This window comes from Streptomyces sp. NPDC032745 (assembly GCF_055579465.1).
The window spans coordinates 247,711-269,710 of the sequence record NZ_JBVING010000003.1 but is presented as its reverse complement, the minus strand read 5'-3'; the positions used below and the strand labels follow the sequence as shown (position 1 = coordinate 269,710).

The 22,000-nt window shown below is 70.2% G+C and carries 20 protein-coding genes, 1 tRNA gene and 4 pseudogenes; 10 read left to right on the top strand and 15 right to left on the bottom strand.

From position 1 onward, the window contains the following. Positions 1-344: 344 nt before the first annotated feature. Entirely contained in the window at positions 345-1,208 is an 864-nt protein-coding gene (locus ACZ5WG_RS09065) for a helix-turn-helix domain-containing protein (protein WP_468721768.1), read from the top strand. Between the two features lie 238 nt (positions 1,209-1,446). Here the strand turns inward: ACZ5WG_RS09065 and ACZ5WG_RS09060 are convergent, their stop codons facing one another. The 3 genes from ACZ5WG_RS09060 to ACZ5WG_RS09050 form a co-directional block, all read right to left on the bottom strand. Further along, complete coding sequence (locus ACZ5WG_RS09060; RefSeq protein ID WP_468721766.1) at positions 1,447-3,426, bottom strand: ice-binding family protein; 1,980 nt, start codon at positions 3,424-3,426, stop codon at positions 1,447-1,449. A gap of 834 nt (positions 3,427-4,260) precedes the next feature. Next, positions 4,261-4,464: a hypothetical protein gene (locus ACZ5WG_RS09055; RefSeq protein WP_468721765.1), complete on the bottom strand. Its 204-nt coding sequence runs from the start codon at positions 4,462-4,464 to the stop codon at positions 4,261-4,263. A gap of 356 nt (positions 4,465-4,820) precedes the next feature. Continuing rightward, positions 4,821-5,759 (bottom strand): alpha/beta fold hydrolase, encoded by a 939-nt coding sequence (locus ACZ5WG_RS09050; RefSeq protein ID WP_468721764.1) that lies wholly within the window; start codon positions 5,757-5,759, stop codon positions 4,821-4,823. A 106-nt stretch (positions 5,760-5,865) separates the two neighbouring features. On the opposite strand from ACZ5WG_RS09050, the gene ACZ5WG_RS09045 reads away from it, so the two are divergent. Next, positions 5,866-6,489 carry a TetR/AcrR family transcriptional regulator gene (locus ACZ5WG_RS09045; protein ID WP_468721763.1) on the top strand — a complete coding sequence of 208 codons (624 nt, stop codon included), beginning with the start codon at positions 5,866-5,868 and terminating at the stop codon, positions 6,487-6,489. A gap of 273 nt (positions 6,490-6,762) precedes the next feature. Here ACZ5WG_RS09045 and ACZ5WG_RS09040 read toward each other — a convergent pair whose 3' ends face one another. From ACZ5WG_RS09040 to ACZ5WG_RS09020, 5 genes and pseudogenes are all read right to left on the bottom strand, one after another. Beyond that, entirely contained in the window at positions 6,763-7,206 is a 444-nt protein-coding gene (locus tag ACZ5WG_RS09040) for a MarR family transcriptional regulator (protein ID WP_468721762.1), read from the bottom strand. Then, a complete protein-coding gene (locus ACZ5WG_RS09035; RefSeq protein WP_468721761.1) occupies positions 7,203-7,697 on the bottom strand; it encodes a MarR family winged helix-turn-helix transcriptional regulator in 495 nt (164 codons plus the stop codon). The genes ACZ5WG_RS09040 and ACZ5WG_RS09035 overlap by 4 nt, the downstream gene beginning before the upstream one ends. Positions 7,698-7,957: 260 nt before the next feature. Then, positions 7,958-9,160 (bottom strand): NAD(P)/FAD-dependent oxidoreductase, encoded by a 1,203-nt coding sequence (locus tag ACZ5WG_RS09030; protein ID WP_468721760.1) that lies wholly within the window; start codon positions 9,158-9,160, stop codon positions 7,958-7,960. A 112-nt stretch (positions 9,161-9,272) separates the two neighbouring features. After that, the gene (sigJ, locus tag ACZ5WG_RS09025) at positions 9,273-10,217 is read right to left on the bottom strand and encodes an RNA polymerase sigma factor SigJ (protein WP_468721759.1); all 945 of its coding nucleotides are present in this window, start codon (positions 10,215-10,217) and stop codon (positions 9,273-9,275) included. Between the two features lie 549 nt (positions 10,218-10,766). Beyond that, positions 10,767-10,942: pseudogene (locus tag ACZ5WG_RS09020) on the bottom strand (ATP-binding protein); the annotation flags it as partial. A gap of 74 nt (positions 10,943-11,016) precedes the next feature. Between ACZ5WG_RS09020 and ACZ5WG_RS09015 the strand changes: the two are divergent. The 3 genes and pseudogenes from ACZ5WG_RS09015 to ACZ5WG_RS09005 all read left to right on the top strand — a co-directional run. Then, positions 11,017-11,589 (top strand): annotated as a pseudogene (locus ACZ5WG_RS09015) (SDR family NAD(P)-dependent oxidoreductase); the annotation flags it as partial. Positions 11,590-11,838: 249 nt separating this feature from the next. Then, on the top strand, positions 11,839-12,276 hold the full coding sequence (locus ACZ5WG_RS09010; RefSeq protein ID WP_468722271.1) for an NUDIX hydrolase: 438 nt from the start codon (positions 11,839-11,841) through the stop codon (positions 12,274-12,276). Between the two features lie 110 nt (positions 12,277-12,386). Beyond that, positions 12,387-13,079, top strand: a pseudogene (locus tag ACZ5WG_RS09005) (tyrosine-type recombinase/integrase); the annotation flags it as partial. A 166-nt stretch (positions 13,080-13,245) separates the two neighbouring features. Here ACZ5WG_RS09005 and ACZ5WG_RS09000 read toward each other — a convergent pair. After that, positions 13,246-13,587, bottom strand: a complete 342-nt coding sequence (locus tag ACZ5WG_RS09000) for a MerR family transcriptional regulator (protein WP_468721757.1) — start codon at positions 13,585-13,587, stop codon at positions 13,246-13,248. Positions 13,588-14,490: 903 nt separating this feature from the next. Here ACZ5WG_RS09000 and ACZ5WG_RS08995 point away from each other — a divergent pair. After that, complete coding sequence (locus ACZ5WG_RS08995) at positions 14,491-14,850, top strand: hypothetical protein (RefSeq protein WP_468721756.1); 360 nt, start codon at positions 14,491-14,493, stop codon at positions 14,848-14,850. A 114-nt stretch (positions 14,851-14,964) separates the two neighbouring features. Here the strand turns inward: ACZ5WG_RS08995 and ACZ5WG_RS08990 are convergent, their stop codons facing one another. The 3 genes from ACZ5WG_RS08990 to ACZ5WG_RS08980 all read right to left on the bottom strand — a co-directional run bounded on the left by ACZ5WG_RS08990 (position 14,965) and on the right by ACZ5WG_RS08980 (position 16,427). Next, positions 14,965-15,447 carry a DUF2267 domain-containing protein gene (locus ACZ5WG_RS08990; protein WP_468721754.1) on the bottom strand — a complete coding sequence of 161 codons (483 nt, stop codon included), beginning with the start codon at positions 15,445-15,447 and terminating at the stop codon, positions 14,965-14,967. 50 nt (positions 15,448-15,497) lie between these two features. Further along, entirely contained in the window at positions 15,498-15,893 is a 396-nt protein-coding gene (locus ACZ5WG_RS08985; protein WP_393744835.1) for a DUF2267 domain-containing protein, read from the bottom strand. 99 nt (positions 15,894-15,992) lie between these two features. Continuing rightward, the gene (locus tag ACZ5WG_RS08980) at positions 15,993-16,427 is read right to left on the bottom strand and encodes an Hsp20/alpha crystallin family protein (protein ID WP_030152943.1); all 435 of its coding nucleotides are present in this window, start codon (positions 16,425-16,427) and stop codon (positions 15,993-15,995) included. Between the two features lie 127 nt (positions 16,428-16,554). Between ACZ5WG_RS08980 and ACZ5WG_RS08975 the strand changes: the two genes are divergently transcribed. Beyond that, entirely contained in the window at positions 16,555-17,223 is a 669-nt protein-coding gene (locus ACZ5WG_RS08975) for an HSP18 transcriptional regulator (protein WP_468722270.1), read from the top strand. A gap of 326 nt (positions 17,224-17,549) precedes the next feature. Here ACZ5WG_RS08975 and ACZ5WG_RS08970 read toward each other — a convergent pair. Beyond that, a tRNA-Gly gene (locus ACZ5WG_RS08970) sits at positions 17,550-17,620 on the bottom strand. A gap of 481 nt (positions 17,621-18,101) precedes the next feature. Between ACZ5WG_RS08970 and dcd the strand changes: the two genes are divergently transcribed. Together dcd and ACZ5WG_RS08960 are read left to right on the top strand one after the other, a co-directional pair. Then, the gene (gene dcd / locus ACZ5WG_RS08965; RefSeq protein WP_352216878.1) at positions 18,102-18,689 is read left to right on the top strand and encodes a dCTP deaminase; all 588 of its coding nucleotides are present in this window, start codon (positions 18,102-18,104) and stop codon (positions 18,687-18,689) included. Beyond that, complete coding sequence (locus ACZ5WG_RS08960; RefSeq protein WP_030152914.1) at positions 18,686-19,186, top strand: phosphoribosyltransferase; 501 nt, start codon at positions 18,686-18,688, stop codon at positions 19,184-19,186. Before dcd ends, ACZ5WG_RS08960 begins: the two co-directional genes overlap by 4 nt. Before the next feature lie 78 nt (positions 19,187-19,264). Here ACZ5WG_RS08960 and ACZ5WG_RS08955 read toward each other — a convergent pair whose 3' ends face one another. After that, positions 19,265-20,179, bottom strand: a complete 915-nt coding sequence (locus ACZ5WG_RS08955) for a Yip1 family protein (protein WP_468721752.1) — start codon at positions 20,177-20,179, stop codon at positions 19,265-19,267. Positions 20,180-20,488: 309 nt separating this feature from the next. On the opposite strand from ACZ5WG_RS08955, the gene ACZ5WG_RS08950 reads away from it, so the two are divergent. After that, positions 20,489-21,496 carry a hypothetical protein gene (locus ACZ5WG_RS08950; protein WP_468721751.1) on the top strand — a complete coding sequence of 336 codons (1,008 nt, stop codon included), beginning with the start codon at positions 20,489-20,491 and terminating at the stop codon, positions 21,494-21,496. A gap of 159 nt (positions 21,497-21,655) precedes the next feature. Here the strand turns inward: ACZ5WG_RS08950 and ACZ5WG_RS08945 are convergent. After that, positions 21,656-22,000: pseudogene (locus tag ACZ5WG_RS08945) on the bottom strand (VWA domain-containing protein); the annotation flags it as partial.

Genomic DNA, 22,000 nt, shown 5'->3' with positions numbered 1-22,000 from the left:
CCCACTTGCCATGGTATGCCCGTGGCGCATCTCCGGCATTAGGGGGCTTTTCGTGCGAGGGGCCGACTACCCGGAGGCGGGTCTGGAGTCGATCCCTCGCGGCTGGCATATTACGCAAAGCGCGATTTGTCATTCGCGTCGATGAAAAGCAGCATAAGGATATTTGGATTCTAGTTATTCGGGCATTAAAATATGGCCGGTCGGGTGAGAATAAATGCAAATCGAGACCGCCATTCGCCCGGCGCCAATTGTCGTCCGCGACACGCCGCCAAAGCGGAGCCAGTGGGTCCGGTCGTGGCAATCTGCTCGCCTGTGCAAGGTTTTCGAGCGGAGGTGTGCGTCCTGTGAGCGCCACTGTAAATCCCACCGTCAGCAGGCGCCGACTGGGGTCGGAGCTACGCCGGCTCCGGGAGATCAGCGGTATGACGACACAGCAGGTGACGGAGCGCCTGTTGATCTCCCAGCCCAAGATCAGCCTGCTGGAGAACGGCCGCCGTCTCATCAAGCCGCGCGACGTGCGCGATCTCTGCGCGCTGTACGGAGTTCAGGATCAGCAGCGGGTTGACCATCTGATGCAGCTGGCCAGGGAATCGGGTCAGCAGGGCTGGTGGAACTCCTACGGCGACATTCCGCACGGCGCCTACATCGGTCTGGAGGCCGAGGCGGCCGCGATCCGGCTCTACGAGCCGCTGGTGATCCCCGGCCTGCTGCAGACCCCCGCCTATGCCCGGGCGGTCATTGCAGGAACGATCCCTCATGTCACCCCCGAACAGGCCGCCGCACGCCTCCAGGTGCGGCTGCGGCGCCAGGACCGGCTGGGAGCCCCGCGGAACCCGCTGCGCTTATGGGCCGTACTGGACGAATCGGCGCTGCGGCGCGTCGTGGGCAGCCGCGAGGTCATGCGCAAGCAGCTGGACCATCTGATCCACCTCGGTGCCCAGCCGCACATCACCATGCAGGTTCTCCCTCACGGTGTGGGTGCGCACCCGGGTGTCTCGGGACAGTTCTCGCTGCTCGAGTTCGCCGACGCCACCGATGCGAGCGTGGTGTATCTGGAAAGGTTCACCAGCGACCTCTATCTGGAGAAACGTTCCGACGTGCGGCTCTACGGCGATCTGTATGCGCACTTGCAGGCTCAGGCGCTGAGCCCGGACCGTACCCGGCATTTCATCGACGAAGTCATGAAGGCGTACACCGGCCCGGGATGACGTGAGGGCCGATCTCGGAGCTGATCACTCGCGAGCGCTACTGAGCCCCTGGACGATGTGTCCAGGGGCTCAGCCGCCGAACGGCGGACGGGACGTCCTGCGTGCTTGACCGGGCTTCAGCCCCTGCCGCCGACCCGTACGCAGCAGTCGGTGACGGGAGTGCGGAGCGTTGGCCGATCCGGCCGAGTGCTCGAGACCCGAAGGGTCAGGGGCGTGACGCGGTCAAGTCTGCGATGGGCTAGTCCTGTCGGGTTGTCGTACCTCGCCGGATTCTCTTCATGGTGAAGAGGACCGAGCCTCCGACGAATGCCAGCGCTGCTGCAGAGGCAGCCATGATGCCGGTCCCGCTGCTTGAGCCGGCCCCCGCCGGCTGCTGGCCGGTGGCGGCGCTCACGTGGGCGAAGTTGACGGTCTTGGCCGCGTGGCGGGGAGCCTCGGGGCCGGGACCCTCGGGGCCGGGATCATCGTCCTGGCTGTTCGGCAGGAAGTCGGCCCACGGCGGCTTGCCCTCGTCGTGGTCGTCCTGACCGTTCCCGTTCTCGCCCTTGTCGTGGTCGCCGTCCTCGTCCTTGCCGTGATCGTCGCGGCCGTTTTCGCCCTTGTCCTTGTCCTTGTCGTGGTGGCCGTTCCCGCCCTTGTCCTTGTCCTTTTCGTGGTGGCCCTTCCCGCCGTTGTCCTTGTCCTTGTCCTTGTCGTGGCCGTGGTGCCCCTTCTCGCCCTTGTCACCGCGAGGCCCCTTGGGGCCTACAGGTCCGGCGGGCCCGGTGGGTCCGACAGGTCCTGCGGGTCCTGCGGGTCCGGTCGGGCCGGGGGATCCGGGGGCACCGGGGGCGCCGGCGCTGCCCGTCGGGCCGGGGGCGCCGGGAGCGCCGGGGGATCCGGGGGCGCCGGGAGCGCCGGGAGCGCCGGGAGCACCGGGAGCGCCGGGGGCGCCGGGGCTGCCCGTCGGGCCGGGGGCGCCGGGAGCGCCGGGAGCGCCGGGGGATCCGGGGGCGCCGGGGGATCCGGGGGCGCCGGGGGCGCCGGGGGCGCCGGGGCTGCCGGTCGGGCCGGGGGCACCGGGAGCGCCGGGGGCACCAGGAGCGCCGGGGGCGCCGGGCTCACCGGGGGCACCAGGGGCGCCGGGGCTGCCGGTCGGGCCGGGGGCACCGGGAGCGCCGGGGGCACCAGGAGCGCCGGGGGCGCCGGGCTCACCGGGGGCACCGGGAGCGCCGGGGCTGCCCGTCGGGCCGGGGGCACCGGGGGCACCGGGAGCACCGGGGGCGCCGGGGGCACCCGTCGGGCCGGGGCTGCCCGTCGGGCCTGGGGCACCGGGAGCGCCGGGCTCACCCGGGGCACCCGTCGGGCCGGGGGCACCGGTCGGGCCCGGAGCACCCGTCGGGCCGGGGCTGCCGGTCGGGCCGGGGGAACCGGTCGGGCCGGGAGGACCGCTCGGACCGGGAGGACCAACAGCGCAGGTCGGCCTCGTAATGGTGTTGTTGTCCATCGTGACCGCGGCCACACGCGCCAGGGCGCGGCCTTCGATCACGGCGCTGTTGTTCAGCGTGATGGACTGCATGGCCAGGATGGTGCCCTTGAACTGGGTGGTCGTGCCGAGGGTGGCGGAGCTGCCGACCTGCCAGAACACGTTGCAGGCGTTTGCTCCGTTGATGAAGGCCACGGAACTCGACGAAGCCGTCATCAGGGTCGTGGGGATCCGGAAGATGAAGACGGAGTTGGGGTCGCCCAGGCCGTCGAGGGTGACCGTCCCGGTGAGTTGCAGGGACGGCGGGGACGCCGGGGCCGTGTAGACGCCGGGCGTCAGCGTCAGTCCGCCGATCTCGTCCGAAGCGAGAATGGTCCCGGGCCCCCGGCCTGCCGCGTCGTCGTAGGCGACGACGAGGTCGGACTTCGCCTGAGCGGCGGCGGCGTTGGGGGCTACGCGCGTCACTCCGTTGACGATGCCGGGCGGGAAGCCGGTCACCGATGAGCCCGGATAGAGGCCCAGGTCGCCGTTGATGACGGTGGGGTTCGTGTTGGTGACCGTCGAACCGGCCAGGACCCCGTAACTGGCGGTGGTCCCCAGCAACACGGGGGCTTCTGCGGCGTGGGCGAGGGTCGGGACCAGGGCGGCCGACGCCAGGAGCGCTGCGGGGAGCAGGGCGAAGGCTCCCCGTTTGAGCAGATTGCGTTGAGGGCTTGTGTCGGGTGGAGCCGACCGGATGACATCCGATGCCATAACAGGGCCTTTCTTGTTGCTTCGATCCTCAGTCCTCCCGGAGGAGGATTCCGAGCGCCCGCGACGATGACTGCTCAGGGCCGCAAGCTCCCTACCTGCGTCGGCGCGCAGGCTCACCCTGAGCAGGGGGACCCGCAGAACGACTCCCTGTCAGGGGTGGTGATGCGCCGTCACCCGGCAGTATGCACGCATATTTCACAGCAATAGACCACAAATCGGAAAAAAGGGGCTGCATGAGTGACGCAGCGTCACTTCATGAGTGACGCAGCGTCAGGAAGGCGGATGTATCGCATGCCCGTGCGAATCGGTTGCATGGTCACAGTGGGGAGCACGCGCGGACAGGCTGGATCCGATCCGCTTGACCTGCGGGATCAGCGGCTCGGGTCCCGAGGCCGTCGGCCCGGCGGACGCGACGGGGTGGCCGGTGGTGAACGCGAGGCGCCGGCCGCGCTGCGATCAGAAGGCCGTGCACTTCGGCCACGGCCCGCGGGGCCGAGTCCGAAGTCCCGTGCAGACGGCATGCGTTGGTGGGCCCGACCTCATGGCGGCGCGCTGCCCGGGGGCGGTGCGGTGCCCTCGCTGCACCTACGGGAGGGTGGTAGGCCCGTCCGAGTAGCCGGCGGAGGTCTGGGCAATAAAGCAGGCCCAGGTCTGTGACCTGGGCCTTCTTTCAAGAGCGGATGACGGGAGCCGTGGCGGCCCTCCGGGGCTCCTGGACGGTGCGTGGTGACCGCGCACCCGCGACACCGGAACCGAGCTCCCGGCGCTGATCAGCGTGTTGACGGGCATCTCGGGCCGATCACCCGGCCGGGCCCGGGGCGCGTGGTGCGCTGGTCAGAGCCCTTCGTCGTGCAGGTCCTCTTCGCGCAGCAGGTCGTCCTCGCGGCGGCGCGAGGCCTCCTTCTGGCCGGGCTTCTGTCCCTTCTCCCGGGACTGCCTGCCCGGCTGGGGCTGCGCGGGGTCTCCGGGGCGGCGATGGTGTTCCTGCGCCTCGCGGCCCTTGCCCGAGTCCTGACGCTTGTCCTGCGAACCGTCCATGACGGCGACTCCTCTTGATGCGTGGGGTACGGATTCCTCTCGGATCACGCTGACACGCACAGCGACGGTCTGCATCATGGCGACTGCGAAGCGAGGCACACGGATGACGTCCTCCCCGTTTGCCGGCCGCTGCTTACCCGTTCCCGCTGGCACGTTGTGGCACGGCCCTCGAGGGGCGTCGGCGCCGGTGCCGGGCTGTTTCCCCCGGGGCGAGCGGACGGGGCGCGGCCCGGAGCGGGTGGCTCCCGGCGTCGTTCACTGCTGCTGAGGCAGGCTGTTGACGCGGTGGGGCCCCTTTCAGGGGGTCAGTGGTGTGCAGCCGCCACGCCGGGCGCCGGTGTCCCCGGCCGCAGGTCCTACGTCTCGACCGCGGCAGGGTCGAGGGAGTCGACGTCCTCCATGAAGCTCAGCATCCGGGCGTTGACCACGTCGGGGTGGTCGATCTGCGGGCCGTGGCCGGTCGCGGCGATGATCTCGGCCCGGGCCCCGGGTACGAGGCGCGGTACCCGCTCCAGCTGCCGCTGCGGGTGTAGCAGAAGGCTGCGCTTGCCCATGATCAGGTAGAGCGGGGTCCGGATGGAGCGCAGCGCGTCCTCGGCGAGCGGTAGCGGTGCGGGGCGGCGGATCCGGAAGGCCCGGGCGCCCGCCTGGACCCACTTGCGCAACTCGGGAACGACGATGACCGGCTGTTCCAGCCAGGAGGCGAGGCGCGGACGCAGCGCTTTGGGGGCGAAGCTGGCGAAGAGGCTGACGAAGACCCAGGCGAAGAAGCGCAGGCCCACCTTCTCCAGGCCGCCGGGGTCGAGGGCGGTGACCGAGGCGAGCCGTCCGGGCCGGCGGTGTGCCTGGTTGAGCACCAGCCAGCCGCCGTAGGAGGAGCCGACGAGGTGGACCCGGTCCAGGCCGAGCGCGTCGAGGGCCTCGTCCATCCACTGAGCGGCCCGCTCGGGCTGCCACATGGGCTCGCGGTGGACGCTGCGCCCGGCGTCGCCGGGGGTGTCGAGCGCGTAGACGGGCCGATCGCCGCTGAGTGCGGGGGTGTTGGGGTACCACATCGCCGAGCAGTAGCCCGCGCCGTGGATCAGGACGACCGGCGTGCGGGATTCGGCGGCGGGGTCCGTGGGCCCGTACCGGTAGACGTGCGTGGTGCCGAAGCTCGTCTCGACGTCCGTCTCGGAACGAACGGGTGCGCCCATCGCGTAGAGGACGTCGCCGGCGGCGAAGTAGCGGTCGCGCAGGGCGTCGTTGACGTAGCGGCCGACGTCGCGGCGCACAGGGGTCGTGGTCTCGGGCACGGGGCACCTCCGGAAGATCCGTTCTTCGTGATACGAGCGTACCATGATGGTGGTACGGCAGTACCATAAAGGGGACCCCACCACCGACGGGCGGAGACACCAGCACATGCCAAAGCGCGTGGATCACGAGGAGCGGCGCGCCCAGATCGCCGATGCGCTCATCCGGGTCGCCGGGCGGCGAGGGCTTCACGCCGTCGGCATGCGCGACGTGGCTGCGGAGGCCGGCGTGTCTCTACGGCTCGTGCAGTACTACTTCGAGACCAAGGAGAAGCTGCTCTTCTACGGACTCCAGCACCTGACCGACCGCTTCACCGCACGGGTGGGCGCCCGCCTCGCCGCCGCCGGTCCGGCTCCCGGCCCGCGAGCGACCATCGAGGCGCTGCTGCTGGCCTCCCTGCCGACCGACGAGGAGGGCCGCACCTTCCACCTCCTCTACAGCTCCTACTCGATCCTGTCCGTGACCGACGAGGCGCTGGCCGCGCAGCCCTTCATCGACAACCCCGACGCCGCGGAGAATGCCGTCACCGGCTTGCTCGAACAGGCCAAGGCGGCAGGCCTGGCCGACGACGGCATCGACGCGCGCACGGAGGCGATCAGCCTGCTCGCCATGGCGGCGACCATGGGCACCAGCATTCTCGTGGGCCAGCGGAGTCCGGAGTCGGCCATCGCAGTACTCCACCACCACCTGGACCGGATCTTCGCGACCGCTGAGACGCCGGCGACCGGATAGGGCCCGATCCGATGCGCCGCTACGGCGCTTGTGGCACGCGCCGTTCAGGTGAATGCGGCCGGCACCGGAACCACGGGGCGTGACTCGGGCCGACCGGATGTCCGGCTGTTCGGTTTCCGCGCCGAGCGGTGAGCAGTTCTCAGGCCGAGAGGGATGCTCCGTCCGTCCGGCGCCCGGCGCCGCCGGACCCCGGGAAACCGACCGCTCGATTCGTGGGCTCGAACTCGTTCTGCCCGGTCCGCGGCAGCTCCTGCGCGTGTTCCCGGAACCGCCTCAGGCGGTCAGGGCCGCAAGCTCCGCGTTGGCGCGCTCGGCGACCAGGGCGAGGACGCGGCCGGCGGCAGCCAGGTCCTCGGCGGGTATCCCGCCCCAGATGCGGGCGCTGACGGGGGCGGTCTCCGCGCCGAGGGCGGCCATCAGCTCGCGCCCTGCATCCGTGGGGCGAAGGTGCGCGCCGTCGGCGACGAGCAGCTGATCGGCCAACAGCTCGTCGAGAGTCGCGTGGATGTCGGCCGGATCGGCCTTGAGGGAGCCCCGGACCTGGGTGACGAGATCGTCCGGCGTCTGCGGGGCGTCGGCGGTGATGGCGGCGCGCAGGGCGATCTGCTGCTGGAACGTGACGCCGTGGCGGGCCAGGACGTGCTCCAGGACGCCGCGGGCGGCGTAGTGCGCCAGGCCGAGGGCGCGGGCGTCGGCGACGGATGCGGTGGTGGTCATGGTGTTGTCCCCTGAGTGCTCTTGTCGTCCGGTACGGATGGAGAGAGAGGCGCGTCGAGCAAGGTCGTCAGCTCGTCCGCGAACGCGCGCGTCCGCGGGGCGTCGAGGCCTCCGAGCGGCTCCAGCAACTGTCGGTGCAGTTCCTGGACCACCGCGATGGCCTGCCGTGTGACGGCCTGGCCCTGCTCGGTGAGGGCGAGCTGTACGGCGCGCGGGTCGCGGGGATCGCGGGTGCGCTCGATCAGGCCGGCCGACTCCAGCGCGCGCGCCAGCTTCGAGACGTACAGCGCCTCCAGGCCGGTGTGGTCGGCGAGTCGGCGCTGACTGGGCCGCTCACCGGCGCGCTGCATGCCGTGCAGCGACGCGACCAGTGAGTACTGCGCGTGGGTGAGGCCCAGTGGAGCCACCGCGCGATCGACCGCGACGCGCCACTTGTTGGCGAGCCGCCACACCAGGAAACCGGGCGTGGGGCCCGGTGGAACCTTGCTCATGCCAAATAGAGTACATGGCTACTATGTCCATGGCTACTATTTTCTGGCGGACGTGACGGCGCGGACGGCACGGGTGGCACGGGTGGCACGGGTGGTCGGCGTAGGCGACGGCCGACCCGGTGTCGTGCCGCAACGGGGTGCCGCCGGCACGTTGTGGCACGCCCTTCTCGGCGGAGAGGCCGGGAAGGGGTGACCGGATCAGCGCACCCGCGATGCCGTGCACCACGTCAGCCGGTGCTCGCAGTTCGGCCACGGCGAGGTCAGGCCGCAGCCTCCACCCGTGCACCGCTCAGGGTCTCCTGCCGTACGACACGCCGGCGCCGGGACGGCATGCCCGCCGTCGGGTTGGCGACGCTCCAGGCCGCTGCCTTGCAGATCAGTTCCTTGAAGAGGACGGCCACGCGGCCCGTCATGGCCTTGTCGACCGCTCGGTCGTCGGCGGTGACGAACTGGATCAGGCCCTCCTTGCGGCCGAGGGAGATGCACTGCTTGGAGTAGTGGATGGCGACCTCGGGAACCTTGGCACCGGCGAGCCGGGCCGCGATGGCGTCGGCGGCCTGCCAGGCCATGGGGACGCCCGAGGCGCAGGACATGCGCAGGGGCATGTCGCCCGGGCCCATCGCCATCGCCGCGTCGCCCACGGCGTACACGTCCGGGTGGGAGACCGAGCGCATCGTGGTGTCGACCACGATCCGGCCGTCGTCGGCGAGCTCCAGGGCGGTGGCCCGGGCGATCGGGTGGACGGCGAAGCCGGTGGTCCAGACCGTGACCTCGGCGGGGATGGTCCGGCCGTGGGCCGCCGTCACACCGTCCGCCTCCACGGCGGTGACCGCGGTGTGTTCGTGGACCGTGATGCCGAGCTCGTCCACGACCTTCCGCAGGTGGGCGCGGCCCTTCTCCGAGAGCCAGTCGCCGAGGGCGCCGCGGGCGGCCAGGGAGACGTCGAGGTCCGGACGAGCCTCGGCGATCTCGGTCGCGGCCTCCAGGCCGGTCAGGCCGCCGCCGACCACGACCACGGGCCGGCCGGCGTCCAGCGCGGCCAGGCGATCGCGAAGGCGGAGGGCGCCGGGGCGGCTGGAGATCTCGTGGGCGTGCGTGGTGGCGCCGGGGACGCCCCCGTCGTTCCAGCCGCTGCCGAGGGCGTAGATCAAGGTGTCGTACTCCAGTTCCTCCCGCTCGGGGCCGTTCGCGGCGGTGACCACCACGGTCTTGCGGTCCACGTCGACGGCGGTGACCTTCGCGAGCTTCAGCTCCACACCCGTGCCCGCGAACATCTCGCCGAACGGCCGGGGCTTGAGGTCCTGGCCGGCCGCGAGCTGGTGCAGCCGGACGCGCTCGACGAAGTCGGGCTCGGGGCTGACGAGGGTGATGGTTACGTCCTCGCGGTGCAGTCGCCTGGCGAGGCGGCCGGCGGCGACCGCACCGGTGTAGCCGGCTCCGAGGACGACGATTCGGTGCTGCATGTCCGTGCTCCTGTCTGGGCGGGGCCGCCGTTGTCCGGCGTGGTTTCGCCCCTTGAACCGGGCAGCCCCGCGTTTCCTGACAGGATCGAAGTGTGACCTGCGCCACACACCCTCAGAGGGTGTGGAGCGGGGCCTCCCCGTGGTCCGCAGCGGCCCACTGCTCGGTCGCGCGGACGAGCTTGTCGGGGTTGACCTGGTTGCGGACCGCGGCGATGCCCTCCGCGGTGACCTCCAGGCAGGTGATCGCGACGACCCGGCCGTCCACGACAGCCACGATGGCGGGCCCGCCGTTCGCGGTCGTGGCGTAGATCCCGGGCGCGCCGCCGACATGGGCCCGCTTGGCCGCGCTGGGCTTGAACAGGCCGCGCATGAACGTGGCGACCGCGAGCGCGCCCTCGAACGCCTTCGCGCGGGCCGGGACCTTCCCGCCGCCGTCGCCGACCGAGACGGCGTCCTGGGTGAGCAGGCGTACGAGGGGTTCGGTACGGCCACTGGTCGCCGCGGCCAGGAACTCCTCGACGATCCTCCGGGCGGCGGCCGCGTCGATGTCGGTGCGTGCCGTGCCGTCCGCGACGTGCTTCTTGGCCCGGTGGTAGATCTGCTGGCTGGCGGTCTCGGTGATCTCCAGGATCTCGGCGATCTCCCGGTGCGGGTACTCGAAGGCCTCGCGCAGCACGTACACCGCCCGCTCGCCCGGCGACAGGCGCTCCAGCAGGACGAGGACGGCGTACGACACCGACTCGCGCTGCTCGGCGGTGTCGGCCGGGCCGAGCATCGGGTCCCCGGCGAGCAGCGGCTCGGGGAGCCACCTCCCCACGTACGTCTCGCGCCGGGCGCGTGCCGAAGTGAGCATGTTGAGGCACCAGTTGGTGAGGACCTTCGTCAGCCAGGCCTCAGGCACCTCGATCCGCTCGACGTCGGCCGCCTGCCAGCGCAGGAACGTCTCCTGCACGGCGTCCTCCGCCTCACTCGCCGAGCCGAGCAGCCGGTAGGCAATGGCCTCCAGCCGGGGCCTGGCAGTCTCGAACCGGTCCACGTCGCTCATGATCAGGGCCATGCTCGCGATCCTAGGCGCCCCGGGCTTTTGCTCGGCCCGGCAGGCAGAGGTTCCTGCGTCGTACGCGATGTCGCGGGACGTGGACGACTGGCTCGCCGAGCAGCAGACCGAGACCAAGAAGGAGGGGTTGGCGCGACCGGGACACGGGTGCGGTCAACTTCCGGGAGTACGCCCTTCAGTGGGTGGACGAGTGGGGGCTCGCTGCCACGACCGACGAACTCACCGGCGGCTCCTGAGGCTGCACCTCCGTCGATCACGATGTCGGCGTCTGGGTGCGGTCCGCCGAGCCCGGGCTGAATACCGGGAAGCGGGCGCCGGGCGCGACCAAGTCCGAGGCAGCTAAGCGGTTCATCGTCCTGCCGGAGTTCATGCGGGGTGATCCCAAGCTGCACAAGTATCTGTACGCGGACCAAAAGCCGGACGGGCTGCTGTTCGTGGGGCTGAAGGACACGATGGTGCGGGCCGGCCAGTCCTCGGGGAAGGCGGCCATGATCTACCAGCACTCGAACCTCGAGCGGCATCGGGAGGTCGCCGTCATGGAGCGGATGATCCGCCGATGGCCGGGGCAGCGGGCAGCTCCCCGTCGGGAAGCAGGCGTGCAAGCGATTCGCGGACGAGCGGCTCGACGGACCGGCCGCGCCAGCTTGTCAACCGTCTTTGATCCGTTTCATGGTCAGGTCACCGCGCATGCGCTCGATCTGTGCCATGTGCAGGTCGAGGAACGCGCCGATCACGACGGTCGACACCTTCCTCAGCACCACACCGGCCCCTCACCCCCACTCTGGCGAACGGAGCAGCCATGTCCCTGCCCCTGCTTGAGACCCCTCCCCAGGTCCGCCCGCTCCAGGGCCGCACCGCCCTCGTCACCGGCGGCGCCACCGGCATCGGCGCCGAGATCGGACGCGCGCTCGCCGTCGCCGGCGCGACGGTCGCGGTCAACCACCTCGGTCAGGACTCCGACGCCCACGCCCTCCTCGCCGCCTTCGAGCGTGATGGCAGCCCCGGCATCGCGGCAAACGCCGACCTCACCGACCCCGGCGCCGTCCAGACCATGGTCGACCTCGTCCGGGCCGAAATCGGGCCCATCGACATCCTCGTGAACAACGCCGGTTCCTACCCCCGCGTCCCCTGGCAGGACACCGACGAGGCCGCCTGGAACTACTCCCTCGACGTGAACCTCACCGCCCACTACCGCACCTGCCACGCGGTGACCCCCGGCATGATCGAACGCCGCTGGGGACGGATCGTGAACATCGGCAGCGTCAACGCCCGGGCTGGTCGCACGAACCTGGTCGCGTACAGCACTGCGAAGGCCGACCTCCTCGGCCTCACCCGCTCCGTCGCCCGCGAACTGGGTCCGTACGGGGTCTGCGTCAACACGGTCATGGCCGGCGCCATCCAGGTCGAGGCGGAGAACACCATCCCCGCCCAGCACCTTGCGCGTCCGGAGGACCAGATCAAGCGCCAGTGCGTCCCCCCGCCGTGGACGGTCCGAGGATGTCGCGGCCCTGGTCGCGTTCCTCGTGGGTCCCTCCGCGTCGTTCATCACTGGGCAATCCGTCCACGTCGACGGCGGCTGGCTGCTGCACTGAGACGCCAACAAGCAAGGAGACAGACCGAAATGAAGGAACGAGTCCGCGCCGTCCTCGTCACCGCTGACGACACGATGCTGGTCATCCGCCGCACGAAGCCAGACATCCCCGAGTACTGGGTGCTCCCCGGTGGCGGCGTCGAGGCCGACGACGAGTCCCGGGAGGCCGCCCTCCACAGGGAGATCCACGAGGAGATCGCGGGGAAGGCCGACATCATCCGCCTCCTCCACACGATGGAGTCCGACGAGGAGCGTCAGCTCTTCTATCTCGCCCGCATCACGACCTGGTCCTTCGACGACCGCACCGGTCCCGAGTTCAGCGCCGAGGGCCGCGGCCAGTACGCGCTGGAGGAGATCCCGCTGACCGTCGAGGGCCTCGACGGCATCGACCTCAAGCCCGAGGAGATCGCCCACGTCCTGCGGGGCGCCATCAGCGCCGGAACCCTCGGAGGCGAGGCAACGCGCTGAGCCTTCGACGCGTCAACACATCGCCAGGGCCGGCACTGAGATGAGCCGGCCCTGGTGGCATGCCCATCGTTGCTGGCCTTGCCCGCGGTTTCTGAGGCCGAGCGGCGGCCGAGCTGATCCGCCGCAACCCGTGCCGCATCAGGGGCGCCGGAAGCGAGCAGGCCAAGGAGCGCTCGACCGCGACCGTCGCCCAGGTCGACGAACTCGCCGAGGCCATGGGCCCGCGCTGGCGGCTGATGGTCTACTTCTGCGCCTACGGGCCTATGCGTCCGGAGGAGCAGGCGGCCCTGCGGCGGACCTCGGTCACTCTGGACCCCCTGGCCGTACGGATCACCGAGGCTGCCCCGGAACTGAACACCGGCCGCCGCCTCGAGGGCGACACGAAGTCTGCGGCGGGCGTCCGCACCATCCACCTGCCGGCCTTCCTCTACATGGAGGTCAAGCGGCACCTGGACTGGTTCGCGGAGAAGGAGCCCGACGGCCTGCTGTTCGTGGGGGAGAAGGGGGCGCCGTTGCGGCGCACGACCTTCGGCCGGAAGTGGGCCAAGGCCCGCGCGAAGGTCGGCCTGCCGAAGGACTTCCGCTTCTACGACCTGCGCCACACCGGCCACACCCTCTCCACCCAGTCCAGCGCGACGCTCAAGGACACGATGGTCCGCGCCGGCCAGTCCTCGGAGAAGGCCGCAATGATCTACCAGCACTCCGACGACGAGCGTCAGCAGGAGGTCGCCGAGGGCATCGACGCCAGAGTGCGCGCCGCCCGCGACAAGGGGTTGGTGAAGAGGCCGGCGAGGGGCGCCTGACGACGGGTGGGTGGGAAGGACTGCGCGCCTCCCTCGCCCACCGCTCTGAGTTTGGCTGCGTGTGCCGTTCGGCCGGGTCCGGCGGCCGGGGTACGGCACACGGCCTCGGTCGCTCCCGCTGTGAAACGCCCCGGCCCACGGCATCCTTGGCTCGTAGGCGCAGTCGTCACACTGCGGATGGTGGATTGGGTGTTTCGGTGGTGCGGCGGTATTCGGCGTTGATGCGCTGGGCTTCCGCGAGCTGGTCTTCGAGGATGACGATGCGACAGGCAGCCTCGATGGGGGTGCCCTGGTCGACGAGCTCTCGCGCGCGGGCGGCGATGCGCAGCTGGTAACGGGAGTAGCGGCGGTGTCCGCCCTCTGAGCGGAGCGGGGTGATGAGGCGGGCTTCTCCGATGGCGCGGAGGAAGCTTTGGGTGGTGCCTAGCATGGCTGCGGCCCGGCCCATGGTGTAAGCGGGGTAGTCGTCGTCGTCGAGACGATCGTCGAACGATTCGTGTGCTGTCATTTGCACCTCTCTCTGTGGAACGCGTGGAGGGGCCCTGGTGCCGTACGGCACCAGGGCCCCGAAGGAACTGCTACACCATCTGCCGACCCTAGTACTGCGTCGGCCTTCTGTTTCCGCGGGCCTGACCTGCACTCGGCCGGGGGCGCGGGGATCGCGGTTGCTTGACCGGAGACCACCTCACTATCGATGTCCTGCGGTACCCGGGCTCAGCCTTCGACCCGGGCGATCCTGATGGCGGTCAACTCCTCCGTTCTTCCCTCTGGACCGATCACTTGCCAAACGGGGGACTACGTACTGCTGTTGATGCGAACTGCTCAGTGGCCTGCCGTAGCGCCACTTTCCGGCAGCCAGCCCCGTCGCCCATCCTGCGTCTGCTCTGGCTTGGAACCCCACTGCCGAACTTCCCGGTACGCGCGCCCGCAGCCGACGCCTTTACCGAGGTACCGCTCACTGACTGCACTGCTGGTACTGCGAACTGCACTTACTGAACCGCCACTGCGTCAACTGCGGTACTGCTCGTGGCAGCCCCTGATCACTGCGGGCCGCCCGGTCCGGTCGTCAGTCCCGTCGCCGTCCTGCAACTGCTCTGGCTTCGGAACTCCACCACCGCACCGCCCTGCGCACTGCGTGAACTGATGCCCGGCAGTTCGTCTCTCCGGGCCTTGCTCGATCTTGGCTACGAGAGAAACCATAGCCATGCCGCAATCGAATGTCTACTGTGGCCATCATAGATTTTCGTGTGTTCGACGAGGAGGTAATCGGGGTCGAACGCAGCCCTGCATCCGCGCGCTGGGCAGCCGGCAGGTGCTACCGCCTCCAGCCGCCCCAGCGCCTCAGCGGGCTGAGTGCACGGATCGCAGGCGCCGGGCCGCCAGGGTGGGGCGAGGAATAGAGTCGGCTTCCATGTCGAAGCCTGACGAGCTGCTCGTGAACGTCGCCGCCCTGGTGGAGTCCGGGCAGAGCAACCAGATGTCCCTGACCGTGGTCACCGGCGGTGCTGTCATCACCGGTCGGCTGGCTCCCGAAGCCGTGTGGAGGCAGCGGGTGTCGGAGGTGCTGACGGATTCCGCCCGTCTGGGCGAGTTCTCCGCCGTGTTCACCGCCATGCCGCGTATGGAGGCGCCGCCCACGCATCTGCACTTTCACGTGGCGCGGATCTTGCAGGGAACCGTGGGCATCCCGGAGACGGGCGGGATGTACCGCGTCTCGATCGAGGATGTCAGCGCCTGGACCGTGGGCGACTTCAGCTACTCCGACCACTGACCCGCCACTACGACCAGAACCCGCCCTCACAGAGGTGAGGGCCCGACCGGGACGAGCCGGTCGGGCCTTCACTCGTGTAGGGGGTGTGCCGACAGCGGCGCCCCGCCCCTGCGGTCAGGCATTGCGGAAGTCCTGGAACGGGGTGGGGCGGGATTGGGCGGCGGGCTGGGGCTGCCGCAGTTCTGCCTGGCCGAAGAGGAGTGCGTAGCCGCCGGGAAGCTGGTGGAGGATTCGGGGCAGGAGGTCGGGGCCTGCGAGCCGGGAGACGACGGCGAGTACGGCGCCGGTGTCCCAGCGCGCGGTGGCCGGGGTGCCCCCGGTGCGGGCGGCCAGGTCTTTGACGAAGCCCCAGCCGGTGAGTTGTTCGGTGTCGGGGATCTGGGCGGTCAGGGTGAGGGCGGCCTCGACGGGCAGGCACTGCGCGAGGTCGACGCGTTCGTCTCCGGTGATCTGCCGGCCGAGGGCGGCCAGGACAGCGCGGACGGCTTCCTCGGCGCGTTCGCGGGTGGGATAGGCGCCTTCGTAGCGCACGCGCTCCAGCATCTGGTCGAACGTCATGGCCGCGAGGGACGGGTTCGCTCGAGGCTGGTCGTACATGGTGCTGAGGTTGCCTTTCTCTTCGAGGGCTCGGTTCATGCCGGCCGCGGTCAGGTGGGCTGGGGGTGGCCGAAGAGGAGGTCGTAGCCGGGCGGGAGCTGCAGCAGGACCTCGCGCATGAGGACGTCTCCCGCCGCGGCGGCCACGGTGGAGAGGACCGCGCCGATGTCCCACAGGGCCGTCTTCTCGGTGGCGCCTTCGATCCAGGCCGCAGTCGCGCGGATGAAGCGTTCGGGTGAGAGCGGTTCGGCGGCCTGCAGGGGGTTGAGGAGGATCAGGGCGTACGTCTCGGGGAGCCGGGCGGCGAGCTCGGCCCGCACGGTGCCGACCAGGTGTGCGCCCAGCAGGGCCAGGACGACACGGGCTGCCCGTTCGGCCTCCTCCCGAGTCTGATACTCGCCGCGTTCCTGGACGTGGTCCAGGAACGCCTCCCGGCGCATCGTCATCACGTCACCTCCGGATGGGGGTGAAGGGGCGAGGGTGCGGAGGACGGGGTGCCGGAGGGGGAATCGGTTCCCCGTCCTCCGCCGCTGGTGCCGGGCTTTTCAGCCGGAGATCTGCTTGCGGCCGGACTCGCCGCCGATGCTGATCTTCCGCGGCTTGGCGCGCTCGGCGATCGGGATCCGCAGGGTCAGGACACCCGCGTCGTAGTCGGCTTCGATGCGCTCGGTGTCGAGTGTGTCGGCCAGCATGATCTGGCGGGAGAAGACGCCCAGCGGCCGCTCGGAGAGCTCCATCTGCACGCCGTCGGACTTCTCCGCGGGCCGGCGCTCGGCCTTCACGGTCAGCATGTTCCGCTCGACGTCGATGTCGATCGCCTCGGTGCTCACTCCGGGCAGGTCGAAGGCGATCACGTACGCGTCGCCCTGGCGGTAGGCGTCCATCGGCATCACGGACGGCTTCGACCATGTGCCCGATGCACCCGAGAGCTGCTGAACGATCCGGTCCATCTCGCGGAACGGGTCAGTGCGCATCAACATCGCGAAACACCTCCAGTTGGTTCAGGCAGGAACTGCCAATGCGCTTCAACGTGCTCCCGTTGTAACATGTCATCGAAACGATGACAAGCAAGGAGTCATCTGGAGGATGACAGCGACGGAGAGTGTCATGAACGAGGCCGCCGAGCCGACCGCACCGGTCCCCTTCCTGGCCGCCGCTGCGGCACTGGAGACCATCAACCGGGCCGTCAAGGACGCGCAGCAACCCCACGCGACCACGTCTACGGGCAACGCGGCGCCCACGACGGATTCCGGCCCGCATCCGGCTCTGGCCGCACTGCTGATGCTGCGCGAGGTCCGCGAGCAGCTCGCGGGCTGGGAGAGCGGACTGATTGAAACCGCCCGCGGCCAGGGTGCGAGCTGGGCTGACCTCGCCGGCCCCCTCGGGGTCGCCAGCCGCCAGGCCGCCGAACGCCGTTACCTGCGACTGCGCCCCGGCACCGTCGGAAGCACCGGCGACCAGCGCGTCCAAGCCACCCGCGACACCCGAGCCGCCGACCGCACCGTGACCGCCTGGGCCCGCGACAACGCGGCCGACCTGCGCCGACTCGCCGGCCAGGTCACCTCCCTCACCGGCCTGCCCGCCAGTGCGCAGGGCGCCGTCGGCGACCTGAATCTGGCCCTGGCCGACAATGACGCCGCCCGTCTCGTCCGTCCCCTGACCGACACCCGGCCCCATCTGCGGCCCGAAGACGCCGAACTTGCCGAGCGCATCGACGCCCTGACCCGCCACACCGACCAGCTCCGCCAGGACACCCGCGACCAGCGCAGCACGTGATCCGCAATATCGATACGGCACGGGCCCGGTCCGGACTGCCCCGCTCCCCAATCGACCGCCCGCCCTGCCCGCCCACTATCCCGCTCGCCCTCAACGGTGGCTTTGTGGAAGCGAATTCACACTGAGGAGCCCCGGTTGTGGTGCAGGTCGCACGAAGGGCGTCTCGTGATTCGAGACTGCCTGGGCTTGAGGTGGCGGATGTGGTGCGCCGCGACGCCTCCGAGCAGGCGATTCCCGCGAGTTGGGGCACGCGGAGGGCGCGGCGAGTGCTGAGAGGTCTAGACAACGAAGAAGGCCCAGGTCGCTGACCTGGGCCTTCTCTCAAGAGCGGATGACGGGAATCGAACCCGCGCTATAAGCTTGGGAAGCTCATGTTCTACCATTAAACTACATCCGCATAACGTTCCAGTTGCCTGGATCGGTACCGTTGCACACTCTACCCCATGATCGACCCCCGGTGAATCGACCGCGGGGTCGTCGTCATGTGTGGGGTGCACCGAGGGTCGTGGGGGCGGGAGTTGGGGCGTACCGTACGGGTGCGCAGTGGTGCTCGAGGGCCGCTGGAGTGGCGGCTGGAGCAGGTCGCGATCATCCCCTAATGTGGCGATTCGTCGCAGTACAGCAGGTTGGGGAAAGGGACTCGATGGAGAACACCGTCGTCCGTTGTGCCGAAGGGCACGTTTTCAGTACCGCTTCGTTCCCGCTGCAGCACCTCGGTGCCGGCCGGATCGGGCCCGGGCGGCTGCTGCGGTGCCCGCGGTGTGCCCGGCTGAGGCATGCCGTGCCCGTCGGTGCGGCCGTCAAGCGATAGTCCGACAGGCGCGCGGGCGCCCGCTCTCGATTGCGGGAGGCCCGCGCGCACTGCGTATCCTCGGGATGTGCTTCTCTCAGACAAAGACATCCGGGCCGAGATCGACAGCGGACGGGTTCGCATCGACCCGTTCGAGGAATCGATGGTGCAGCCCTCCAGCATCGATGTACGTCTCGACCGCTTCTTCCGGGTGTTCGAGAACCACCGCTACGCCCACATCGACCCCGCCACCGAGCAGCCGGATCTGACCCGGATGGTCGAGCCGGAGGGCGACGAGGCCTTCATCCTGCACCCGGGGGAGTTCGTACTCGCCTCGACGTACGAGGTCATCTCGCTGCCCGAGGACATCGCCTCCAGACTGGAGGGGAAGTCCAGCCTGGGCCGCCTGGGGCTGGTGACGCATTCGACCGCCGGGTTCATCGACCCCGGGTTCTCGGGGCACGTCACGCTCGAGCTGTCGAACCTCGCCACCCTCCCGATCAAGCTGTGGCCCGGGATGAAGATCGGGCAGCTGTGCATGTTCCGGCTCAGCTCGCCCGCCGAGTTCCCGTACGGGAGCGAGCGGTACGGATCGCGGTACCAGGGCCAGCGCGGCCCGACGGCCTCGCGCTCCTTCCAGAACTTCCACCGCACCCAGGTGAGGCACGAGGCATGAGTGACGTAGTACGCGAGAACCTGAACTACGAGGGCTTCGGACGCGCCGTCCGCGAGCTCGCGCAGACCATCGCCGACGACGGCTACGAGCCCGACATCATCCTCAGCATCGCCCGCGGCGGCGTCTTCGTCGCCGGCGGTCTGGCGTACGCGCTCGACTGCAAGAACATCCACCTCGTGAACGTCGAGTTCTACACGGGTGTCGGGACCACGCTGGAGATGCCGGTCATGCTGGCGCCCGTGCCCGAGGCGATCGACTTCACCGACAAGAAGGTCCTCATCGCCGATGACGTGGCCGACACCGGGAAGACGCTGAAGCTCGTCCACGACTTCTGCCTGGGCCACGTCGCCGAGGTCCGGTCCGCCGTGATCTACGAGAAGTCGCACTCGCTCGTGAAGTGCGAGTACGTGTGGAAGAAGACCGACGAGTGGATCAACTTCCCGTGGTCGGTCGAGCCGCCCGTCGTGAAGCGTGAGGGTCAGGTTCTCGACGCCTAGACGCCCGGTCCCGATGGACGGGACGCGAGGAGGGGCCCCGGCGCTCGTGCGCCGGGGCCCCTCCTCGTATCTGCTTGCCTACAGCGTGCCCAGCTTGATGATCGACAGCAGTGCGACCAGCTGGATCGCGGACGCGCCCAGCGCCTTCGGCCACGGCAGGTCGTGCGACTTGCTGACGAGCGAGGTGAACAGGGCGCCGGCCGCCAGCCAGGTGACCCAGCCCAGCACCTGCACGAGCATGTTGTCCCCGCCCAGGAACACGGCGAAGAGCAGGCGTGGTGCGTCCGTGATGGACATGACCAGCATCGACAGGCCCACGGTCGGCTGCCACGCGCCGTCGCCGCCCAGCTGGCGGGCCAGGGTGTGCGTGACGCCGCCCAGGAGCAGCCCGCAGATGACGAAGGCCACGCCCGCGCTGAGCACGATCGGGACGGCGTTGGCGAGCGTGGCGTCCATGACGTCCTTGCGGGCGTCGTCGAGGCCGAAGACCGCGAGCAGGCCGTACAGGAACGTCACGATGAGCGCCGGGCCCCAGACCGCGTAGTCGCGCATCTGCAGGAAGGTCGGCCCCGGCCGCATCACGATGCCGCGGAGCAGCTCCTTCCACGGCAGCCGCGGGCCCGTCGGCGCGGCCGCCGAGGCGCCCGCGTGGTACGTCGCGCCCTGACTGTACGGGTCCTCGCCGTACGCGAAGACCTGGGTGTGCCCCGGGTTGTCGTTCGCGTACGAGCCGCCGCCCGGGCCTCCCTGGCCGTACGGGGGCTGCTGCTGCCCTTGGGGAGGCGGCTGCTGCTGTCCGTACGGCTGTCCGTACGGGTCGAAGTACTCGGGCTCGCCATGGCCTCCGGCGGCGGGCTGCTGAGGCCACTGCTGCTGGGGAGGGTAGGGCTGCTGGCCGTACGGCGCCTGCTGCTGACCGTACGGCTGCTGCCGCGGGGGTTGTTGGGGAGCGCGGTTGTTGTCCCTGCCGCGTCCGATCCTGAATCCAGCCACGTGATCGAACGTACCTGGTCCCGGGAGCGGTGGTGGGCGGGCCGCCGGAATAAGCACCCTTTGCGGCTGACCTGTGACATCCCCTAGGGGAACCCCGGGGGGCTGTCCCCACCGCGGGGGAGGGGGGTTAATTGTCTGGTTTACCTGGTTGCCGGGGAGCCTGTGGTGGTTCGTTACATTCCCTACGGATTACGTAGATGTCGGGTCCGTAGCTTCGTGTCTGTCGCCGACGAGCCATGAGTACTTGCCGTCGAGCGCCGGGCACAGAGCACCGAGCATCGAGCACCGAGCTACGAGAAGAGCCCCCACATGCGCAGCACTCGCCGCACCACCCTTCGTACCGCCGCCGTCTTCGCCGGCGCGGCCACCGTTCTGGCCCTCCCGGTCGGGTCCGCGTTCGCGGACTCGCCGTCCGGGCCGGGGCCGGAGGTTCTGCCCGGGGTTGAGCAGCCCGCGACGGACCCGACGGGTCCGGTTCCTCCGACCGACCCTGTGCCCCCGGTGGGCCCGACACTGCCGACGGTGGACCCGACGGTCGACCAGACCACGCCGCCGGTCAAGCCGGAGAAGCCGACCCGGGTCTTTGTGACCACGGTCAAGCTCGCGGACGGGTCGATCGCCAAGGTCTACAAGATCGGCAACGGCCACTTCGAGGCTGAGGTCTTCGCCGGGTCGGCGAAGCTGGACACGCTGGTCAGCAAGGGGGGCACCCCGGCGTACGGGCAGAACAACGGCCTGCACGTCGTCTTGCAGCCGAACGGGACCGTGACCTCGTGGGTGGAGGGGGAGCAGAAGCCGAGGCCGGTGGAGAAGCCGAAGCCCGTCGAGAAGCCGAAGCACGAGGTCAAGAGGGAGAGTTCGGTCCGGATCACCATGCCGGACGGTCGGATCGCGAAGCTGATCGACGGCCCGAAGGGCAAGCGCGTCGAGATCTCGATGCGGAACGGGAACCTGCTCGGGACGGTCGACCTGAAGCACCCGAGCGCGCAGAACGACGGCTGGACGTACCGGATCGTCCAGGACGGGAAGCGCGTGAAGTTCGTCGTCATCGACGGGAAGGGCGGCGGGAGCAGCTGGGTGTACGACTTCGACGGGAAGCTGATCGAGAAGTACACCGCCGAGGGCGTCGGCGCGGGCGCCAAGAAGGTGGGGGCGGGGGAGCGTGTGGTGCCCAAGGGTGGCGTGAAGGCGGGGGCGGAGGGGGCCTCTACGGGTGACACGCCGATGGTCGTTGCCGCCGGCGGGGGGATGGCTGCCGTGGGGGCGGCGGGGCTGGGCTTCGCCCTGCTGAAGCGGGGCCGCGCCGACCGGGCCTGACCGGGCCGGGGCCGGGGCCGGGCCGGCCGCTGCGCGGGGCCTGCTCCCCACCCCGCCCCTTCCCGAAACCGGGGGCTGCGCCCCCGGGCCCCCGAACGCCGGAACGGCCGGTCCCCTGAGCGGGGACCGGCCGTTCCGGCGTCGCGTTCTGCGGACGGACTACTTGGCGCTGCCGCCTTCGGCCGACGCCTCCGGCTCGTCCCCGGCAGCCGCTGCCTGCGCCTCGGCACCGGTCTCAGCCTCGGCTTCGGCCTCGGCACCGGCCGCGGGCTGGGCCTTGGCCGCAGCCTCCGGCTCGCCCTTGGCCTTCGGCTCGGCGGCAGTCTCCGGTTCGACCGCGGCTTCCGCCTCGGGCTTTGCGGCGGCCGCAGCCTGCGGCTCGCCTTCGCCCTGGGCCTTCGTCTCGGCTGCAGTCTCCGGTTCGACCGCGGCTTCCGCCTCGGGCTTTGCGGCGGCCGCAGCCTGCGGCTCGCCTTCGCCCTGGGCCTTCGTCTCGGCTGCAGT